The organism is Polyangium sp. 6x1, from assembly GCF_029946515.1.
Classification (GTDB): domain Bacteria; phylum Myxococcota_A; class Polyangia; order Polyangiales; family Polyangiaceae; genus Polyangium.
Map to the genome: position 1 here is coordinate 114,995 of NZ_JARZHH010000023.1, position 18,635 is coordinate 133,629.

Annotated in this window: 14 protein-coding genes; 6 read left to right on the plus strand and 8 right to left on the minus strand. The window is 70.8% G+C overall.

All coding sequences use genetic code 11. The features are described 5' to 3' along the window. Nucleotides 1-5 precede the first annotated feature (5 nt). Nucleotides 6-4,247 carry a GAF domain-containing protein gene (locus QHF85_RS22335; RefSeq protein WP_281329294.1) on the minus strand — a complete coding sequence of 1,414 codons (4,242 nt, stop codon included), beginning with the start codon at nt 4,245-4,247 and terminating at the stop codon, nt 6-8. A gap of 227 nt (nt 4,248-4,474) precedes the next feature. After that, nucleotides 4,475-6,172, minus strand: coding sequence for a hypothetical protein (locus QHF85_RS22340; protein ID WP_281329295.1), 1,698 nt, complete (start codon nt 6,170-6,172; stop codon nt 4,475-4,477). Between the two features lie 137 nt (nt 6,173-6,309). Here QHF85_RS22340 and QHF85_RS22345 point away from each other — a divergent pair, with 137 nt between their 5' ends. The 5 genes from QHF85_RS22345 to QHF85_RS22365 all read left to right on the plus strand — a co-directional run bounded on the left by QHF85_RS22345 (nt 6,310) and on the right by QHF85_RS22365 (nt 12,357). Further along, nucleotides 6,310-7,752, plus strand: coding sequence for a pitrilysin family protein (locus QHF85_RS22345; protein ID WP_281329296.1), 1,443 nt, complete (start codon nt 6,310-6,312; stop codon nt 7,750-7,752). Further along, nucleotides 7,749-9,374 carry an insulinase family protein gene (locus QHF85_RS22350; protein WP_281329297.1) on the plus strand — a complete coding sequence of 542 codons (1,626 nt, stop codon included), beginning with the start codon at nt 7,749-7,751 and terminating at the stop codon, nt 9,372-9,374. The genes QHF85_RS22345 and QHF85_RS22350 overlap by 4 nt, the downstream gene beginning before the upstream one ends. A 55-nt stretch (nt 9,375-9,429) precedes the next feature. Continuing rightward, nucleotides 9,430-10,308: a hypothetical protein gene (locus QHF85_RS22355; protein ID WP_281329298.1), complete on the plus strand. Its 879-nt coding sequence runs from the start codon at nt 9,430-9,432 to the stop codon at nt 10,306-10,308. A gap of 184 nt (nt 10,309-10,492) precedes the next feature. Beyond that, nucleotides 10,493-11,581, plus strand: coding sequence for a phosphatidylinositol transfer protein (locus tag QHF85_RS22360; RefSeq protein ID WP_281329299.1), 1,089 nt, complete (start codon nt 10,493-10,495; stop codon nt 11,579-11,581). Further along, nucleotides 11,578-12,357 (plus strand): YkgJ family cysteine cluster protein, encoded by a 780-nt coding sequence (locus tag QHF85_RS22365; RefSeq protein ID WP_281329300.1) that lies wholly within the window; start codon nt 11,578-11,580, stop codon nt 12,355-12,357. Before QHF85_RS22360 ends, QHF85_RS22365 begins: the two co-directional genes overlap by 4 nt. Nucleotides 12,358-12,363: 6 nt before the next feature. On the opposite strand, the gene QHF85_RS22370 is transcribed toward QHF85_RS22365, so the two are convergent. The 5 genes from QHF85_RS22370 to QHF85_RS22390 form a co-directional block, all read right to left on the minus strand. Continuing rightward, a complete protein-coding gene (locus tag QHF85_RS22370) occupies nt 12,364-13,185 on the minus strand; it encodes a hypothetical protein (protein ID WP_281329301.1) in 822 nt (273 codons plus the stop codon). An 83-nt stretch (nt 13,186-13,268) separates the two neighbouring features. Then, nucleotides 13,269-13,745: a DUF6036 family nucleotidyltransferase gene (locus QHF85_RS22375; protein WP_281329302.1), complete on the minus strand. Its 477-nt coding sequence runs from the start codon at nt 13,743-13,745 to the stop codon at nt 13,269-13,271. After that, the gene (locus QHF85_RS22380) at nt 13,732-13,911 is read right to left on the minus strand and encodes a hypothetical protein (protein WP_281329303.1); all 180 of its coding nucleotides are present in this window, start codon (nt 13,909-13,911) and stop codon (nt 13,732-13,734) included. The genes QHF85_RS22375 and QHF85_RS22380 overlap by 14 nt, the downstream gene beginning before the upstream one ends. 42 nt (nt 13,912-13,953) lie before the next feature. Next, the gene (gene tsaD / locus QHF85_RS22385; protein WP_281329304.1) at nt 13,954-15,021 is read right to left on the minus strand and encodes a tRNA (adenosine(37)-N6)-threonylcarbamoyltransferase complex transferase subunit TsaD; all 1,068 of its coding nucleotides are present in this window, start codon (nt 15,019-15,021) and stop codon (nt 13,954-13,956) included. Next, a complete protein-coding gene (locus QHF85_RS22390) occupies nt 15,009-15,584 on the minus strand; it encodes a hypothetical protein (RefSeq protein WP_281329305.1) in 576 nt (191 codons plus the stop codon). The genes tsaD and QHF85_RS22390 overlap by 13 nt, the downstream gene beginning before the upstream one ends. A 76-nt stretch (nt 15,585-15,660) precedes the next feature. Here QHF85_RS22390 and QHF85_RS22395 point away from each other — a divergent pair, with 76 nt between their 5' ends. Further along, complete coding sequence (locus QHF85_RS22395) at nt 15,661-17,238, plus strand: PAS domain S-box protein (protein ID WP_281329306.1); 1,578 nt, start codon at nt 15,661-15,663, stop codon at nt 17,236-17,238. Here QHF85_RS22395 and QHF85_RS22400 read toward each other — a convergent pair whose 3' ends face one another. Next, nucleotides 17,239-18,438 carry an MFS transporter gene (locus QHF85_RS22400; protein WP_281329307.1) on the minus strand — a complete coding sequence of 400 codons (1,200 nt, stop codon included), beginning with the start codon at nt 18,436-18,438 and terminating at the stop codon, nt 17,239-17,241. It abuts the gene before it with no gap. Nucleotides 18,439-18,635: the final 197 nt, after the last annotated feature.

The window sequence follows — 18,635 nt, forward strand, 5'->3', positions numbered from 1 at the left end:
CCCCGTCACTCGGGGGTTCGCCCGAGCGTCGCGAGGGAGCGGTGGTTCTTCTCGGCTGCGCGCGGCCCGTGCGGGGACGGGAGCCTCAGGGTTTGGAGCGCGTCCTTCAGCGTCGCGCGGGTCTCGACGCGGCCGAGGCCGATGCCGAGCGAGACGATCGTGCGCGCGACCTCGGGCCGGATCCCGACGATGAGCGCGCGCGCGCCGAGCAGCTCGACCGCGCGCGTCATGCGGAGCAGGTGCTCGGCCGTGACGGCGTCGACGCTCGCGACGCCCGTCAGATCCAGGATGGCACAATGGACCGTGCGCTGCGCGATCGTGGCGAGAAGGACCTCCATGGCCCGCGCCGCGCGGGATTCGTCGAGGGCGCCGAGCACGGGCATGGCGACGACCCCGTCCCACACGTCGAGCAGCGGGGTCGAGAGCGTGCGGATGTCCTCGCGCTGTTGGTGGATGATCTCGAGCTGCTCGCGCAGGGTCTCCTCGGCGTGCTTGCGCGCCGTGACGTCGAAGAAGAAGCCCGAGAGGAGCCTTTGCCCGCCCTCGCGCTCGGAGACGCTGACGACCATGTGCAGCCACACGGCGCGGCCGTCCTTGGTGCGCAGGCGGTACTCGACGCCGCCGGGGGTCTCGTCGGCGGAGGCGCGGGTGAAGGCCGCGAGGGCGAGATCCCGGTCCTCGGGGTGCGCGTGATCCCGCAGGAAGTTCGGCTTGTACCAGGCGCTCGTGGGCCAGCCGAGCCGCTCCTCGGCCTGCGGGCCGACGTAGGTGAAGCGCTCGGTCTCGGCGTCGGCCTCCCAGGGGATCACGCCGGCGATCTCGACGAGGCGGCGCATGCGCTCCTCGCTGCGGCGGAGGGTCTGCTCGGTGCGCCGCCGCTCGTTGTTCTCGCGGGCGAGGTCAGCGTAGAGCTTGGCGTGATCGAGGGAGATCGCGGCCTGTGCGGCGAGGAACTCGAGCAGCGAGAGGCGCCGCGGGGTGAACGCGCCCGGGACGAGGTTGTTCTCCATGTAGAAGATGCCGATGAGCTCGGTTTGCCGCAGGATCGGCATGCACAGGACCGAGCGCGGGCGGGCGCGGGCGACGTAGGGGTCGGCCGAGAACATCGGCTCGGCCGTGGCGTCTTCGAGCAGGATCGGCTCGCACGTGCGCCGGACGTAGCCGACGACGGACGCAGGCAGGAGCGTGGCGAGATCGCGGCTGCGGCCGCCGGGGACCTCGATGTCGAGGCCCTGCGAGGTGACGAGGGCGCGGCCCGCGTGGGAGAGCTCGCTCCCGTCGGTCACGAGCAGGACGTGGCAGCGCTGGGCTCCGCCGTGCTCGATCACGATCCGCATGAGCGTGACGATGAGGCGCTGCAGGACGATCTCCTCGGAGACGGCGTGCGCGGTCTGGACCGCGGCGAGGACGTCGATGTCGAGGCCCGCGCCGCCGCGCGGGGGCTTCGAGGCGCCCGTGACCGGGTCCTCGATGAGCTTGGCGTAGCGGCGATCGAGCTTCTCGACCCTGCCGCCCGCGCCCCAGCGGGCGTAGGCCGCGCGCGCGAGGCGCAGGTAGGCCGCGGCGATGGTGGGGAAGCCGCGATCGACGTAGAAGCGGATGGCGGCGTCGGCGGCGAGGGCCTCGCCATGGGTGAAACCGTTGTCGCGGGCGGCGGCGATGGCCTGGTCGTAGAGGCGCATCGCGTCGACGTCGCGGCCGGCGAGGCGGCTGCGCTCGGCGAGGACGAGCGCGTGTTTGTGCTGGAAGTTCTCGGGGCAACGATCGGCCCAGCGCTCGAGGTCGGCGGCGAGCTCGTCGAGCGTGGAGAGGCGGGCGGCGAGCGTGGTGGTGCCGCGGCGGCCGGCCTCGGCGAGGGCCGCGAAGTACCGTTTTTCCGAGAGGAGGACCTGCGAGGCGAACGCCGGGGCGTGGGCCCGGAGCGAGGCGCTCGCGAGGAGCGCGTCGTCGTTCTCGCCGGCGAGGACGAGGGCGGCGAGGTCGAGCACGCGGCGCACGAGCGCGCCGAAGCGCATCGTGGACGGGGGAGGCTGCGCGTCGAGGTTCGGCGCGGGCGCGAGATCGTCGCGACGCCCGGGCGGCGGCGCGGCGCGACCCTTCTGCTGTCCCACGAATCGCTCGATCGCGCCTATGAGCTCGCCAATTCCTTCGGGATCGTTTGAATCGCGTCGCGCCTCCTCGTGGGTTCGCACCTCGCGGGCGACGTCGTCGAGCGGGTCGCCTTTCAGGAGCATGAAGAGCGCGACGAGGGCGCCGCTCCGACGCGCGCACGGGGTGTTGCCGGAGGCGAGGGCCGCGGCGTGGGCGCGCCTCGAATAGGCGATGCTCGCGCGCAGGTGGTGCGTCCAGATGGAGATGTTCGTGGCGAAGCACGCGCCGACGATGCCCTGGAGCAGCGCCGAGCCCATCTGCTCGCAGAGGTCCATCGCCACCTTGCCGAAGCGGTAGCCGGCCCGGTGATCCCCGTGGCGCCCCACGAGCGCCGCGCCGAACGCGACGTGCCCCACGACGGACGCGGACGCGTTGCCGTGGAGGAGCGCGAGCCGGACGAGGTGGCATGTCACGACGTCGGCGACGTCGGGCCCGAGCGCCTGCGCGGACGGGTGGACCGCGAAGAGCGCCGCCGTGGCCGCGAGCGCCTCGGGGTTCGTCATGGGCTCGAGGTCGGCGATCTCCTCGATCGCGCGGTCCCCGAGCGCGTCCCAGGTCGCCGCGAACGCCGCCGCGACGTCGTCGGGGCCCGGCCGCTCGGGCAAGCGTACGCCGAGGGGCGCGAGGCAGGACGCCGCGCGCGCGTAGGCCTGCTCGTGCTCGCCGAGGCTCGCGTGCAGGTCGATGAGGATCCGCGCCGCGGTTTGTCTCTCGATCTCGCTTCGAGCGCGCCGCTCGAGCTCCGCGACGCGCGCCTCGGTCCCGTGCCGATCGCCGCGCTTGGCCGAGCATTCGGCCTGCGAGAGGCGGATTTTCCAGGCGAGATCGGGCGGGATCTCCGCGGAATCGTCGTGGCCTTCGAGCAGGTCCGCTGCCGCGCCGAGGTAGTCGGCCGCGACGCTCGACGCGCCCGCGTTCCGCGCGCGCCGGGCGGCGGCGAACGTGATCGCGCAGAGCCGCGCCCTCTCCGCGGGGGCGAGCGGCGCGCGGGAGGCCACGGATCGCGCGAGCAGGATGTGCCCGGCCGCGTCGTAGAGCGACGCGTTCGGCTCGCCCTCGCCCATCCCGCGGGTGAGGAAGGCGCCGAGGCGCAGGTGCATGGCCGCGAGGAGCGCGGGATCGTCCTTCGTGGCCTCGCGCCGGACGTCGCGCGCGGTGAGCGCGTCGGCGAACACGTACGCGGCGCCGTCGCGGCCGAGCAAGCCGGCCTCCTCGACGGGCGCGAGGCGCGCGGCGGCCTCGTCCGGGGTCGCGCCGAGCGCGGCCGCGACGGCGTCGAGATCGGCCGTCCGGCCGAGGCAAGCGGCGGCGGCGAGCGCGTGGCGCGAGGGCTCCTGGAGGCGCGCGACGGCGGCGTGCCTCGCCGTCATCACCGCGTCGCTCTGCGGGCCGAGGTGCACGCCGTCCACGCGGGGGCCATTCGTCTGGAGCCACGGCCCGAGCGTCTCCTTCCAGGCGGGGTGCGCGCCGTCCGAGAACGTCGCGGCGATCAGCAGGTACCGGCACTCCGTGCTCTCCAGCAGGCGCATGACGAGGCGCAGCGTGGCGCTGTCGGCCGCGTCGATGTGGGAGAGCGCGAGCACGAGCGGCCGCTCGGGCACGGCGAGCGCCGCGAGCAGGCGGAGCAGGGTCGTCGTCGTGCGCTCGTCGGCGAACGCGGGGGGCAGGGGTTCGACGGGACGATCGGCCGTCACGAGCGAGGCGAGCGCCGGGCAGAGATCGCAGAGCAGGCGGCCGTTGCCGAGCATGGCCTCGTCGACGCGCTGGCGGAGGAGCGGACCGAGGGAGCCGGGCTCCGCGCCGAGCGTCGAGGCGACGCGGCCGAACGCGGAGACGAGCGGGCCATAGGGTTCGCCCGCGTGGATCAGGTTGCCCTCGCCCGAGAGCACGAGCGTGCATCGTCCGATCGCGCTCTCGCAGAACGAGCGCAGGAGCTCTGCGCGGGCGGCGCTGCTGCCGCCGCCTACCAGGAGCAGCTCGGGCGCGCCGCCGGCCGCGACGCGGAGCATCGCGCTCTCCAGCCGGAGGAGCGCATCGTCATTCGGGTGTGCCGCGGCGGGCGGCGTCGCATTGCGGTGGGACGCTATCGATTCCACGAGAGGTTTCCTGGGACGCACCACGCGCCGTTCGACCCAATCGCGGGCGAAGCATCAGGCTGCGGGTAAGCGAGGGGCCTCGTAAGGTATCGAGCCCCTCACGTTCGCGTCAACGTCGCGTCATCGACCTGGCGTGCGTAATCGTCTTCGCTCCCCGTTCGATAGCGCGCAAATTCGCGTGGGGACGGCCTATGCAGAGGTGGGACAGAATCGGGAGGGAAAGCGGGTCAGCGAATGGCGCTCGCCGTGAGCTCGGCGGCCTTGGCGCGCTCTTCGGCGGCCTTGCGCTGGGCCGCGTCGCCGAGCAGGCCAGCGGCCTCACGGAATCGCGCCGCGACGTCACGGAAATAGGAAGCGTCCGCGCCGATGGGCGCCGTGATCTGCCTGATCAGCGCGGCGTCGAAGGCCGCGGCGCCCGCGAAGGGGCCTTTCGCCTTCGTGAGCGCGTCGAGGGCCGTGATCTGCCCCATGCCGAGCATCGACACGGGCGCCGAGCGGACCATCGCGGCCGCGTCTTCCGGCCCGTTTCGCAGCGCGGTGACGAGCGCGGCGAAAAACGCGTCCTCGTCCGTCCGGGCCCCCTCCGGCAGACCGGCATACAGCGACGCGGCTTGATCGAAATCGACGGCGCGCAGGTAGACGCGACCGAGCTCGACACGCGCGCGCGCATACATGCGGCGCGCGTCGTCGGAGAGCTTCTCGTTCTTCAACGCGGCGCGCTGCGGCAGAGGCATGCCTCGCTCGATCAGGGCGCGCAGCACGACGGGGTTCGTCGCGGCGTCCTTCGGCAGGAGCTGGCCCGCGTAGAACGTCGGCAGCTTCGCCGCGAGCCGGGATTGGACGTCGGCGGGCGTGGCCTTCGGCAGCGGCGGCACCACGAGCCCGTCGAGCGCGTCGATGCGCCTTCCGCCGTAGAGGCGCGCGAGCAACGCGCGGGCGCGGTCGATGCGCGCGTCGCGCAGGACGCCCACGAACGCGAGGTCGCGCAGGCCCACGAGCACGGCGTCGCGGCCGCGGTCCTTGCGCGGGTCGAGCGTCTGATCGAGCTCGGCGTAGTAGATGTCCCGGGCCTCGGGCTCCTTCGCGAGCTCGGGCGGAAGTGGCACCGCGCGGACGGCCTCGACGAGCCGCAGATCGGCCATCCCGGCCTCGATGGCCGCGACGCCGCGCGCGTAGTAGCGCAGGCCCGCGCCCTCGTTCGAGAGGGCCTGGATGGCCGTCGCCTGCTCGGCGACCCAGTCCTTCATGGGCCCGTTGATGAACGCGAGGAGCTTCTTCTTGTCGTAGGGCGCCGCGATCTTCGGGGGCGCGTCGCCGGCGCGCGAGAGCCGGGCCGCTGTCGCGAGGCCTCGCATCGTGGTGTAGACGGCGCCGTCGATGCCCTTCGGGGGCGCGGCGATCACGGGCTCCAGGATCACGTCGGCGCACGCCGTGGGCGCGAGCTCGGCGCGGAGCGCGCGCGTGATGCCCAGAGGCAAGCCCGCGCACGACTCCAGGCCCACGAGGGCCGCGTCGCGTTTGTCCGCGTTCCCTTCGGCGAGGGCCTTGTCGAGCGCTTCGAGCGCCTGCGCGCGCTCGGCGCACACGGGCGCGGCCGCGGGCTTTCGCTTCACGAACGCGTCGCAGGTCTTGGGCGCCGCGGCCAGGCCTTTCGGGGCCGCGGGCAGGGGCGTGATCACGAGATCGAACTTCGGCTCGGTGAGGTCCTCCTCGCGATAGGCCGCTTTTTCGACGCCGACTGGCTTGCCTTGATCGGGCGGGGGCTTCGCGTCGGGCTTGGCGGTCGTATCCGGCGGGGGCGTCTTCGAGGTGTCCGGAGGGGGAGTTTCGTTGCCCGCGTTCGCGGGCGTCTGGGGGCCGGGGGTGGGGGACGCGCTGCATCCGGCCATGGCGACGAGAAGAATCAGAGGAAAGAGCCTTCGCATGGGTATCTCGCTCTCGTTGTGCCTGGCTTAGGCTGGTCTTCGGAGCGCGACAACAGCTTGCTGCGCGGAGTTCCCGGAAGGCCGGGAGGGGCGGATCCCGAGGGCCGCCGGCCCGAGAATTTGCTACAAGGGCCGCGATGCTTCGCCGCTCACCGAGGAGGGCCGCCTTCGGGCTCGTGTCCCTCGCCATGCTCGCCGTGCCGACGGGCCTCTCGCTGGCCCAGGTAGCCGCCACCCCGCCGCCCGCGTCCGCGCCCGTCGCGACACAGGGCATGCGCGTGGCTTTGCCTTTCGAGAAGTATGTCCTCTCGAACGGCCTCGAGGTGATCCTGCACGAGGATCACCGCACGCCCGTGGTCGCGGTCAACGTCTGGTACCACGTGGGATCCAAGGACGAGGGGCCCGGGAAAAACGGCTTCGCGCACCTCTTCGAGCACGTGATGTTCCAGGGGTCGCGCAACGTCGGCGAGGATCAGTTCTTCCGATACCTCGAGCGCGCCGGCGCGAGCGACAGGAACGGCACGACGAACACGGATCGGACGAACTATTACGAGACCGTACCGTCCGGGGAGCTCGGCCTCGCGCTCTGGCTGGAGAGCGACCGCATGGGCTTCCTCCTCGATCACGCCAACGAGGAGACGTTCAAGAGCCAGCGCGAGGTCGTCAAGAACGAGCGCCGGCAGAACTACGAGAACGCGCCGTATGGCCTCGTGCGGCAGTTCGTGCGCTCGGCGCTCTATCCGTCCACGCACCCCTACCACAGGCTCACGATCGGCACGCCCGAGGACCTCGACGCCGCGACGTTCGAGGACGTACGCGCGTTCTTCAAGCGGTACTACGTGCCGAACAACGCGACGCTCGTCATCGCGGGGGATTTCCAGCCGGCGAAGGCGAAGGAGCTCGTCGCGAAGTATTTCGGGGGCCTCACGCGCGGGGCCGACGCGAAGCCCATTCGCGGGCCGGTGCCCTCGCCGCTCACGAAGGAAAAGCGCCTCGACGTCGAGGCGGGCGTCACGCTGCCGCGGATCGTGCTCTCCTGGACCACGCCGGCGCATTTCGCTCCCGGCGACGCCGAGCTCGATGTGGTCTCCGACGTGCTCGCGAGCGGCAAATCGAGCCGCCTGTACAAGCGGCTCGTCTACGACATGCAGATCGCCCAGAGCGTCACGGCCGCGCAGGAGTCCGCGGAGCTCGGCAGCGTCTTCGAGATCACGATCACGCTCCAGAAAGACAAGAACCTCGACGAGGTCTTCAAGGTCGTCGACGAGGAGCTCGACAAGCTGCGCGCTGCGCCGCCGTCCGCCGCGGAGGTGGATCGGGCCAAGACGCGCGCGCTCTCGGGGCTCGTCTTCGGCGCCGAGCGCGTCACGGGGCGGGCCGATCTCCTGAACAACTACAATCGGCGCGCCGGAGATCCCGGGTTTTTCGAGAAAGACCTCGCCCGGTACGAGAAGGTCTCCGCCGGCGACGTGACGCGGGCGCTCGCGACGTACCTGCCGAAGGACAAACGCGTCGTCACGTTCGTGCGGCCCGTCGCGGACGCGCCGCGCGCCGGTCGCCTCGTGGGAGGGATGCCGTGAAGAAGCTCGCTCGCCGTTCGCACATCGGGGCCTTGCTCGGCCTCTCGCTCCTCTCGTTCGCGGCATGCCAGACGCCCGCGCCCGTGGTGCCCCCGCCGCCCGATCCCCCGCCGGAGCCGGGGGCCACGCAGGAGGCGCCGAAGGAAGCGGCCGCGCCTCCGCCCGAGGATCCCTCGTTCCGGAAGACCCCGCCGCAAGCGGGGGCCGACATGCCGTTCCTTGCGCCGAAGATCGACGAGGCGCGCCTTTCGAACGGGGTGCGTGTCCTGTACGTCCTGCGGCGCGAGATGCCGGTCGTCGCGGTGAACATCGTCGTGAACCGCGGCGCGGAAGAGGAGCGTTCGCCGGGGCTGACGAGCACCATGGCGGCCATGATGCTCTCGGGCACGAAGCTGCGATCGGCCATCAAGCTCTCCGAGGAGCTCGGCGCGCTCGGCGCGCGGTACGGCGCGTGGGCGGATCACGACGGCGTGGCCCTCTCGGCGCAAGCGCTCCGCGAGAAGACGCCCGAGCTCTTCGAGATCCTCGCGGACGTGGTGCTGCATCCGGCCTTCGATCCGGCGGAGCTCGAGCGCGAGCGCGCGCGGCGGCTCACGTCGATCCTGCAGCAGGCCGATCAGCCCGGCGCGCTCCTCCAGAATGCCATCACCGAGCGGCTCTACCCCGCGGGGCACCCTTACCGCGAGCCGCTCATCGGCACCGAGGCGTCCGTCAAGGCGATGAAACCCGCGGATCTCGCGCGCCAGCACGCGGCGCTCTTCCGGCCGGAGCACACCACGGTCACGATCGCGGGCGACATCGACAAGGCCGCCGCCATCGCGCTCGTCGAGAAGAGCTTTGGCACGTGGACGGGCAAGGGGACGCAGGCCAAAGCACCGGCGGATCCGCCGGCCGTCGGCAAGGGCGAGAAGCGGGTTTTCCTCGTGGATCGTCCGGGCGCCACGCAATCGTACGTCGCCGTGACCCTCGCGGGCGTGCCCCGGAAAAACCCGGACTTCGACGCCCTGATGGTCATGAACACGCTGCTCGGCGGGCAATTCACGAGCCGGCTCAACCTGAACCTGCGCGAAAAGCACGCCTACACGTACGGCGCGCGGAGCGGGTTCGACATGCGCCACGGCCCCGGGCCCTTCACCGCGGGCGGGGCGATCATGACGCCCGCGACCGCGAAGGCCGTGAAGGAGATTTTCGCCGAGATCGAGCGGTTGCGAAAGGAAGCGGTGCCCGCCGAGGATCTCGCCGACGCGAAGGCGAACCTCGTCCGGCAGCTCCCGGCGCGCTTCGAGACGGCGGGGGAGACGGCCGGGACGCTCGCGTCGCTCTCGATTCAAGGGCTCCCGCTCGACGAGCTCGCCACGCGCCCCTCGCGAATCTCGAAGATCACGGCCGAGGACGTGAAGCGGGTGGCCGAGAAGTACCTCCGGCCGGATCTGATGCGCGTGATCGTGGTCGGAGATGCGGCCGTCGTGGAGAAGGAGCTCGCGGCGCTGGATCTCGGCGGCGTCGAGGTGCGCAAGGCGCCGGCGAAGAAGGACGCGAAGCCGGAGCCGAAGAAGGAAGCCACGAAGGGCGCGCCGGTCGGGCCGACCGGGCGGCCGAAGGTCAACCTCGGAAAGCGGTAATCGAGCTTTTCCGTTGCTGTTCGACGCCCTTCCGAAAACGGAGCAAGGCGCGCAGGTGAGCCCTCGAAAAGGCCTCTTCGCGCCCTCGCTCCGGCCCTCGGGGCTGCCCGTGAACCCCGTGAAGCGGGCCCTGACCGTCGGCGTGGCCTCGGCGGGGCTCACGGCGTATGTCGTGTGGGGCTCCGTGGTGCAGCGGAGCTTCGAATGGGTGGATCTCTACCTCATTCCGCTCGTGTTCGTCGGGGCCACGCTCCTCACCGCGGCGATCGGCCTCGTGGGCCCCTTTTTACGGGCCCTGCGTGTGGCCGTCGCGCTCGACGAGGGCGGCCTGCGTTGTGAGGTCGAGGAATACGTCGCGTATTACCCGTGGGTGCTGCTCGGCCCCGCGACCATCGAGCCCGATTGGCGCGGCATTCCCACGTTGATCCTCACGAACGAGAGCGGGCGCCCGTTCGCGCACGTCCCGCTGCTCGGGAAGGGCGCTGAAGCGAACGGGACCGCGCTCGCGCGATCGCACGAGCGACGCCGCAAGGAGCCGATCGCGCCGGCGCCTTCCGTGGCGCGGGCGCTCGCGCGGCAGGGTCGGCCGCTCTCGGCGTGGCTCGAAGCGCTCGCGGCGCTCGCGGCCGCGTGGGACAAACGGGCGGGTTACCGGGAGCAGGCGCCCATCGACCTCAGCGAGCTGACGTCGCTCGTGGTCGACCTCGGACAAACCGCGGAGCACCGCGCGGCGGCGGCGTACGTCCTGCTTTCGCAGCGCTCGCCCGACCTCGACTTCTTGAAAGAAGCAGTCACGGAGGCGGCGCCCCCGCTCGTGCAGCTCCTCGTCCACCTGTCGCCGGCGGGCAAGGCAATCGTCTCGCGGGAATCGATCGATGAGGTGCGGCCCTTCCTGGAGACCGACGAGACGGCGGCGATCGACGGCGCCGGCTAGCAGGCTGTCGATAAACTTGCTGCGCACCCTGGATCGTCGGTCGTCGTCCTCGGAATACGCCTGTATTCCTGCGTCCTCCTCCCTAGCTCCAGGGCGCTCGCGGCGTTTCTCGACAGCCTGCTTGGACGATCGAGCGAACGACGCGCTTCTCGCGTCCCGTGGGTTCTGGCATCATCCGGCCCCCGTGAATTCCTTCGTTCGATCTCTCGTGATCGCAGGCCTCGTCGCCTCCCTCTCCGCTTGCGCGGATGCGCCCGCGCAGAGCCGTCCTCCCGTCACGGCCGCGCAGCCGGCGGCAGCCCCGATCTTCACGGCTCCGCCGGGCCCCTGCGCGCTCCGGCCCTCGTGTGACACGCCATTTCCCAAGCAATCGAAGCGGGATTTTCGGCACCACGGCTCCTCGTTCCTTTCGAGCACGCAGCACGCGCGGCACCGGGGTCGCGATCTCTTCCTGCTGCCGGGCACGCCGCAATGGGTGCTCGGCAAGTTCGCGTATGGGCTTTCGGACAAGGATCTGAAGGACGAGGACATCGACGTATATTTGCTCCGCGGCTGCGGGGCGTCGTGGGAGAAGGTCGGGACGTACCGCACGAGCGAGGACGAGGGCGCGCACCCCGTGGTGCACGGCGTGGCGGACAGGGGCGGGCAGATCTTCGTGAATCTCGCGCAGGTCCTGCCCGGCGGTCCGCTCGGCGTGGGGCGGCACCGGATCAAAATGGTCGTCGCGGGCGACGGGACGAGCGCGGACGTGTTCCTCGAAGTGCTGCCCGAGGGCGCGCGGATCGCGGTGACGGACATCGACGGCACGTTGACCGAGAAGGAAGAGGCGCTCGTGGGGGACGTGCTCACGGGCGGCCATTCCGCGACGCACCCGGGCGCGGCGGAGGTGATGCGGGCGCTCTCGGGCCGTGGGTTTTTCCTGTTTTACCTGACGGCGCGGCCGCACTGGCTCGAGCCGCGGACGCGCGAATGGCTCGCGCTGCGCGGATTCCCGCCGGGAATCGTGCACACCTCGGTGACGTCGACGGGGCGCATGGGCGAGGCGGCCGCGTCGTTCAAAATGGGCGAGCTCGGCCTGCTCAAGACGGCGACGGGCCTCGCGCCCGAGCTCGCGTTCGGGAACATGCCGAGCGACGTGGCCGCGTATGCGAGCTCGGGGATCCCGAAAACGTTTTATTACAAGCTCGACGACGACGCGCGGGGCGGGGTGAAGCACGACGATTATCGCACGCTCTTGCCCTCGCTCGGCGAGCTCTCGGCGGTGTGCCCGTGAAGGGCCCGCGCAAGGCGTACGAGGACGCGAAGGTGCACCTTCACGTGCTCGGCGAGGAGCACGAGATCGAATGCAAGGTGCGGGTCGGGCGCACGCAGGTGCACGAGCTCTTGCCGCTCGCGCGGTCGCTCTCGGCGTCGATCCTGGCGATCTCGACGGCGCACGCGCGGGCGCAGGGCAAGGAGATCTCGTGCCAGAAGGGCTGCACGCATTGCTGCCGCCAGCTCGTGCCGACCTCGCCGCTCGAGGCGCGGCGGCTCGCGGAGGTCGTGGCCGCGATGCCGGAGCCGCGTCGGACGGAGGTGCGCGAGCGGTTTGTTCGGGCCATCGAGCGGCTCGAACGGGCGGGGCTCGTGGATCCGAAGGCGCCGAAGGGGCGGGCCGCGCTGGTCTCGAAGGAGGCGACGTCGGCGCTGGCGTGGGACGACGTGAGCCGGCGGTATTACGAGCTCCGGATCGATTGCCCGTTCCTCGACGGCGAGCTGTGCAGCATTTACGAGGAGCGACCGATCGCGTGCCGTGAATACAATGCGGTGACGGATCCTGCGCTCTGCGAGGCGCTCGATCCGGGGATCGAGATCGCGCCGCGGCCGTCGCCGATGGGCGACGTGCTCACGAAGGTGACGGGGGAGCTCACGGGCAAACGGCAAGCGGGCGTCCCGCTGCCGCTCGCGCTCGAATGGGCGCGCGCGCATGGGAAGACGCTCGAACGCGAGCGGGACGGCGAGGCGATGTTCTGGGCGCTGCTCCGCGTGATGGAAGAGGACGGCGCCTGAGGGCGCTCATTTCTCGACGATGCGATAGATGAGTTTCTGCGTGGCCCCGCGCCGCTCGAGGGTCACCTCGATCTTCTTCGCGGCTCGGAGCTTCGTGTACGCTTCGAGCGCGGACTCGGGGTTCGTGAGCTTGTATCCCCCGATGTCCGTCAGGAGGTCGCCGTTCTTGAACCCGAGCGTCGCGAGGACGCTCCGGGCGCGAATGGCAAAGAGCTTCACGCCCACGGGCGTCCCGTCTTTCAACGACGGAACGAGGCGGGCCGATCGGAGCAGCATCGCCTGATCGCCGACCAGGAGATCGGCCGATGCTTGCGTGAGCTCGTACTCGGTCTCCGATATCTTCCGCACGCCGGCCGCGAACTTCTCCGCGACCGCGCTCTCCGGCGTCTGGACTCCCTCGGACGACGCCGAATTCCCGTCTGCGCCCCCCGTGCAGGTATCGGGCAAGGGTTTGTCCGGGATACGACGCACGACGATGCCGCCGGCTTCACTCTCGACGAGCGAGAGTCCAGCGGGCTCGAGGGCCTCGCGGAGGAGGCGGATCGCATTCGGGACGGGCATGGGGCCGCCGGTGAGCAGGGTGATCCGCGCGCAATGGGCGACGGCCTGGGCGTCGGCGTCGATCACGATGGCCTTGCCCGCGGCGGACGCGAGCTTCTGGGCGACCGAGTCGACCGGCTCGTTGCGGAGCTCGAGGGAGACGGAGCCGGCGGGGATTTCCGCGGCAGCGGCGTCACCCTCGACCGACTGGGGAGGTGTGGGGCCGGATTTGTGGCAGGCGGCAAGGAGGAGCGCCGCGGTCAGGGCGAGGGGGAAGGAGGCTCGCAAGCGAGGGGGTGTGGGGGCGGTGGGCACGGGAGGGCAATTTGCATGGGGGCTCGGCGGGGGGCAATGGGGCGCTGCCGGATGCATCATTGCGGGCGGCGTTTCTCTTCGAGCGTCGCCTTCAGCACGAGGAGCATGGCGCGATCCTTCGGGCGCGTGAGCTTCTCCTTGATCTGGATCAGGCGTTCGAGCGAGAGGACGCGGATCGGCGCGCCGGCGACTTCCAGCCACAAAGTATCCGGCAGCAGGTCCTCGTAGGACGTGTCCTCCTCGATCGTGCCGAGGACGTCGAGCACGCCGTGGCGCGTCGAGAGGAGCTTGTGCCCAGCGGAGAGGAGGTGGGACTCGTTGGGCACGAGCCTTCGAGGATCCGTACGAAACACCGCGTCGAGATCCCGCAGCGCAGCGAGCAGGCGCGCCACGTTGTCCTCGGCGCGCGAATAAACGATGTCGATGTCGAACGTGTGCACGGGCGCCCCCTGCAGCACCGCGGCCATGCCTCCAACGACGACGAAATCCACCCGATGGTGGAGGAGCGTCCGGAGGATGTCAGCCAGCGCCATCGGGCAGCGGGCGGACGCTCTCGACGAGGTCGATCGAGCCCTGCGCGACCGCGAGGCGCTCGGTGGGCGACAGGCTGAGCATCCAGCGAATGAGCGAGCGATCGATCCCGTCGGCGTCGTAGGGATCCTGATCCGCTCCTACGATCTGTTGCGGCGTCTCGAACACGGGAGCCAGGGTATCACGGGCGCGGGGTATGGGGGAGGGCCCTCACCGGAGCCCCGCCCCCTTCCGCGTCACCCGCGGCAGCGCCGTCTTCGTCGACGGCTCGAGGGCGAGGTCGTCCGCCTCCCCGGCCGCGAGCCGCAGCGCGCCGGCGTACGCGATCATCGCCGCGTTGTCCGTGCAGCTCGCGAACGACGGCACGAACAGCGCGATCTTCTGCCGCGCGCACGCCTCCGCCATGCGCGCGCGGAGCCCCCGGTTCGCCGCGACGCCCCCCGCGAGCACGATCCGCGGCACGCCCTCCACCTTCGCCGCGCGCACCGCCTTGTCCACGAGCGTGCTCACGACCGACGCCTGGAACGCCGCGCAGAGGTCCGCGAGCGCTTGCCCCTCGGGCGCCTTGCCCAGCGTCGTCACGTGGCGCATCACCGCCGCCTTCAGCCCCGAGAAGCTGAACTCCAGGCTCTCCCGGTGCGCCATCGAGCGCGGCACCGCGTCCTTCGCCCGGGAAGCATCGCCCTGCGCCGCCAGCCGATCCACCACGGGGCCGCCCGGATACCCGAGCCCGAGGAGCTTCGCCGTCTTGTCGAACGCCTCGCCCGCGGCGTCGTCGCGCGTCGCCCCGAGCTCGCGGATCGCCGAGAGCCGCGGCGCGTCCACGCGATAAAGCGCCGTGTGGCCGCCCGAGGCGAGCAGCGCGATGAACGGGTACGAGGGCACGGGCGCCTCCGCCTCGGCCTCGCCCCGCCGCAGGAACACCGCGAGCAGGTGCCCGACGAGGTGATCCACGCCGACGATCGGCTTGCCCGTCGTGAAGGACAATCCCTTCGCCGCCGAAAGGCCCACGAGCAGCGCCCCGAGCAAGCCCGGCCGCGACGTGACCGCGATCCCGTCGACGTCACCCGGCTTCATCCCGGCCCGCGCGAGCGCCTCGCGGATCACCGGCACGATCGCGCGCGCGTGGTCCCGCGAGGCGATCTCCGGCACCACGCCGCCGTAGGGTGCGTGCGCCTCGACCTGGCTGCGTACGACGTCGGAGAGCACCACGCCGTCCTCCGTCACCACGGCGGCCGCCGTCTCGTCGCACGACGTCTCGATCCCTAGAACCCGCATTCGCCCTCCCGGCGCACCAGCGAAAACATCCCGAAGATCGGCCTCCGTCCCTCGTCCGCGTCCGGGTCCTCGGAGCCCGCGCGCACGAGCCGCACCTCCACGCCCCCGTCCGAGCGCAAGGACAGGAACGCGAGCATCGCCTCGGCCAAAGGCTCGCTCGGCGAGACCGCGAAGAGCGTGTTGCGCACTCGCCCGTCGCCCATCTCGAACTGCGACAGCGGATCGTGCGCGAGCGGCCGGATCGGGCGGAGCTCGGCGCCGTCGAAGAGCCGCCGCTCGGGCCTCGTCTGCGTTGCGGCCTCGAACGTCCAGAGCCTCCCCGGCGATTCATCGCCGTCGAGCCGGGTCGCGTCGAGCGTCAGGCGCATCTGCACCCGAGGGCTCATCCCCTCGCGGAAAGGGCTGCCGAGCGTGATGGCGCCGCAGTACGCCTCGTGCGGGTGCGTGGAGAAACGCGCGACGTCGTTGCACCCGGCGAGCGTGGCCCCGGCGACGAGAAGCTGCGCAAACAGGATCCCTCGTCGCGCCTGTTTTCCAGTCTTCCACGGCCGGCCCGCGCGCATCGGCGCGGATTGTGCCCTCGCCCCCCCTCTCCCGCCACCCCTCTCCGCGCGCCCTTGATAGACTGCCCACCCCTCGATGGAAACCGAAGCCCAAGGCCCCCGGATCGATCCGCGCGAGTTTTTCGAAAAGGCCCCGGCCTTGTTCTGCGTCCTCGACTCGGACAACCGGATCTATCAGCCGAACGGTGCCTGGGAGCGCGTCACCGGGTTCTCGCTCGAGGCCCTCGAGGGCATGCGGCTCGAGGACCGTTTGCACCCCGAGGACCGGGATCCGACCCGGCGCACCTCGCGCATCTCCGTCGAGGCCCAGGGCGCGATCGTGCAGGAGACGCGCTTCCGTTGCGCAGACGACACGTACAAGTGGCTCGAATGGACCATGCGCGTCGTCTTCGAGCGGGGGCTCGTGTTCTGCTGCGCGCGCTCCATCGAGCAGCCGCGCCGCGCCACCGTCACGGCCGCGCGGCGCCTGGAGGCGTACCTGCGCAAGGCGCCCGTCGCGGTGATCGAGACCGAGGTCGGCCGCGGCGTGGTCGAGTGGAGCTCGGGCGCCGAGCAAATCTTCGGCTATACGCGGACCGAGGCGCTCGGCAGGAGGCTCGTCGACCTCATCGTGGCCGAGCCGCAGCGCGAGTCCGTCCAGGAAGCCGCATTCGCGGTCCGCGACGGCCGGAGCCCCTCGGGGCGCTCCGGCGCGATGGAGAACCTCACGAAGGACGGCCGGGCGGTCGTGTGTGAATGGCACAACGCGCCGCTCGCGGACGAGGAGGGGCGCGTGCGCGGGGTCCTGAGCATCGCCCTCGACCGGACCGAGGTCGAGCACGAGCGCGCGCGGGCCGAGGAGAGCCTCGCGCGGTTCGAGCTGCTCATGCGAGGCTCGAAGAATGGCCTCTGGGATTACGTGCCCGACGATCCGAAGAACCCGGCCGATCCCGCGCAGCCGATCTACGTGTCCGACGGGCTCACGAGGCTGCTCGGCATCACGGCGGAGGAGGCGCCGAAGGTGCTCGGCGCGTGGGAGACGTTCGTGCACCCGGAGGACCGCTCGCGCGTGAAAAAGACGTTCGCGGAGCACATCACGTCGCGTAAGGACGAGACGTACTTCGAGGGGCGGCTCGTCCGCGGGGACGGCTCGTACCTGTGGGTCGCCAGCACGTTCCAGTCGCTCTGGAACGAGAGTGGCGAGCTCGTGCGGCTCGCCACGGCGATCGTGGACATCACCGAGCGCAAGAGCACCGAGGCGGATCTGCGGGACAAGCTCGCGGTCATCGAGCGGCAGGCCGCGTCGATCCGGGAGCTCTCGACGCCGATCCTGGAGGTGCAGGAGGGCGTTTTGTGTTTGCCCGTGATCGGCGTCGTCGACAGCGGTCGCGCCGCCGAGATGATGGATGCCGCGCTCGGGAGCGTGGTCGATCTGCAGGCGCGGTTCCTGATCATCGACCTGACGGGCGTGCCGGTGCTCGACACAGGGACGGCCGATCGCCTGCTCGCGATCGCCCGCGCCGCGAGCCTCGTCGGCGCAAAGACCGTGATCACCGGGCTCCGGCCCGCGGTCGCGCAGACCGTCGTGACGCTCGGGGTCGCGATGGGCGAGGTGAAGACGCTGCGAAACTTGAAAGATGGTCTCCGGTACTGCCTACGCGAGGCGAATCGGTGACTATCCCTCGACGGGCGCCTGCTCCACGCGGCGCTCGTCCCCGCGGCGCTGCAGCGCGAGCAGGAGGCCGAGCAGGCTGAATCCGGCGCAGAAGAGGCCGTACATCACGACCTGGTTGCGATCGATGAGCCAGCCGGCCGCCGCGGGGCCCGCGATCTGCGCGAGGCTACCGAGCGACTGGCTCACGCCGAGCACCGTGCCTTGCTCTTCCTTGGTGACGCTCCTCGTGATGAGCGTCGTCACGCTCGGACGCACCACAGCGGCGCCAAACGAGCCGAGCACGACGAGCACCAGCAGAAACCCGAGGTTCGTCGCCAGGCCGAGCAAGCAGTAGCCGAGGACCATGGTCCCAAGGCCGATCGCGGTGAGCCGCTCCTCGCCGAGCCTTTTCACGAGCCGCTTCAAAAGCCCGCCCTGCACGATCGCGCCGATGAGCCCCGAGAGGCCGAAGATGAGGCCCGCCTGGTGCAGCTCGTAGTTGAACTGGCGCTTGAGGTAGACGCCGAGCGCGCCCGTGAGCGCGGCGAACGAGAGGCTGAAGAAGAAGAACTCGGCGAGGTGCTTGCGAGGGCCAGGGCGCGCGAGGTACTCGGCCATCCCGGAGAGGCGTCGGCCCGTCTGGGCCGTAGGCTTGCGCGCCGGGAGGAAAAACGCCGTGAGCAGGATGGCGAGCAGGCTGAGGCCGGCGGCCGCGAGCGTGGGCGGCTTGTACTTGAAGAGCGGATCGGGGTGATCACGGAACAGGTACGTGAGCAGCGCCGTGATGCCAGGGCCGAGCAAGAAGCCAGTGCCAAAGGCGATCCCGAAGAAGCCGAAGGCCTGCGTGCGCTCCTCGTTCGGCTTCGTGACGTCGGAGATGTACGCCTGGGCAATGCTGAGGTTGCCCGCCGTGAGGCCCGCGATGATGCGGCCAACGAAGAGCATCTCCAGGCTGTGGGCAGCCGCGAGCGTGAGCCAGCCGATGAGCGTGCCGACCTGGCTGAGCAGGAGCACGGGCTTTCGGCCAATGCGATCCGAGAGCCGGCCGAGCATCGGACCGGAGACGAACATCGCCGCCGCATAAACCGAGGTCAAAAGCGTCGCCTGGAAATCCGACGCGCCGTAATCCTTCGCGTAATACGGCAGCAGCGGCAGGATCAGCGTCAGGCCGAGGACGTCGACGAAGACGGTGAGGAATATCGGCAAAAGCGGAGATCGCATCGACGGCTCGCCTCGTTCGTACGGCGCGCCACGAGGCGTTGGGTGGCGCTGGGCGCGCATCCTGACACAGGCGGTGCGAATATGCCCTTCCGTTGCGTGAACTTTGGGGCGTTGCCCCAAACCCCAGAGGGGGCTGTCCGCCCCCTTCACCCCGGACCAGCGCAAGCGCTGGACTCGTGGTCGATGAACTGCGCGAT

Excerpts from the sequence above, each read along its gene's own strand:
- QHF85_RS22340 (WP_281329295.1), bottom strand. The coding sequence starts at position 6,172 with ATGCGAAGGCTCTTTCCTCTGATTCTTCTCGTCGCCATGGCCGGATGC.
- QHF85_RS22345 (WP_281329296.1), top strand. The coding sequence starts at position 6,310 with ATGCTTCGCCGCTCACCGAGGAGGGCCGCCTTCGGGCTCGTGTCCCTC.
- QHF85_RS22375 (WP_281329302.1), bottom strand. The coding sequence starts at position 13,745 with ATGGCGCTGGCTGACATCCTCCGGACGCTCCTCCACCATCGGGTGGAT.
- tsaD (WP_281329304.1), bottom strand. The coding sequence starts at position 15,021 with ATGCGGGTTCTAGGGATCGAGACGTCGTGCGACGAGACGGCGGCCGCC.
- QHF85_RS22390 (WP_281329305.1), bottom strand. The coding sequence starts at position 15,584 with ATGCGCGCGGGCCGGCCGTGGAAGACTGGAAAACAGGCGCGACGAGGG.
- QHF85_RS22395 (WP_281329306.1), top strand. The coding sequence starts at position 15,661 with ATGGAAACCGAAGCCCAAGGCCCCCGGATCGATCCGCGCGAGTTTTTC.
- QHF85_RS22400 (WP_281329307.1), bottom strand. The coding sequence starts at position 18,438 with ATGCGATCTCCGCTTTTGCCGATATTCCTCACCGTCTTCGTCGACGTC.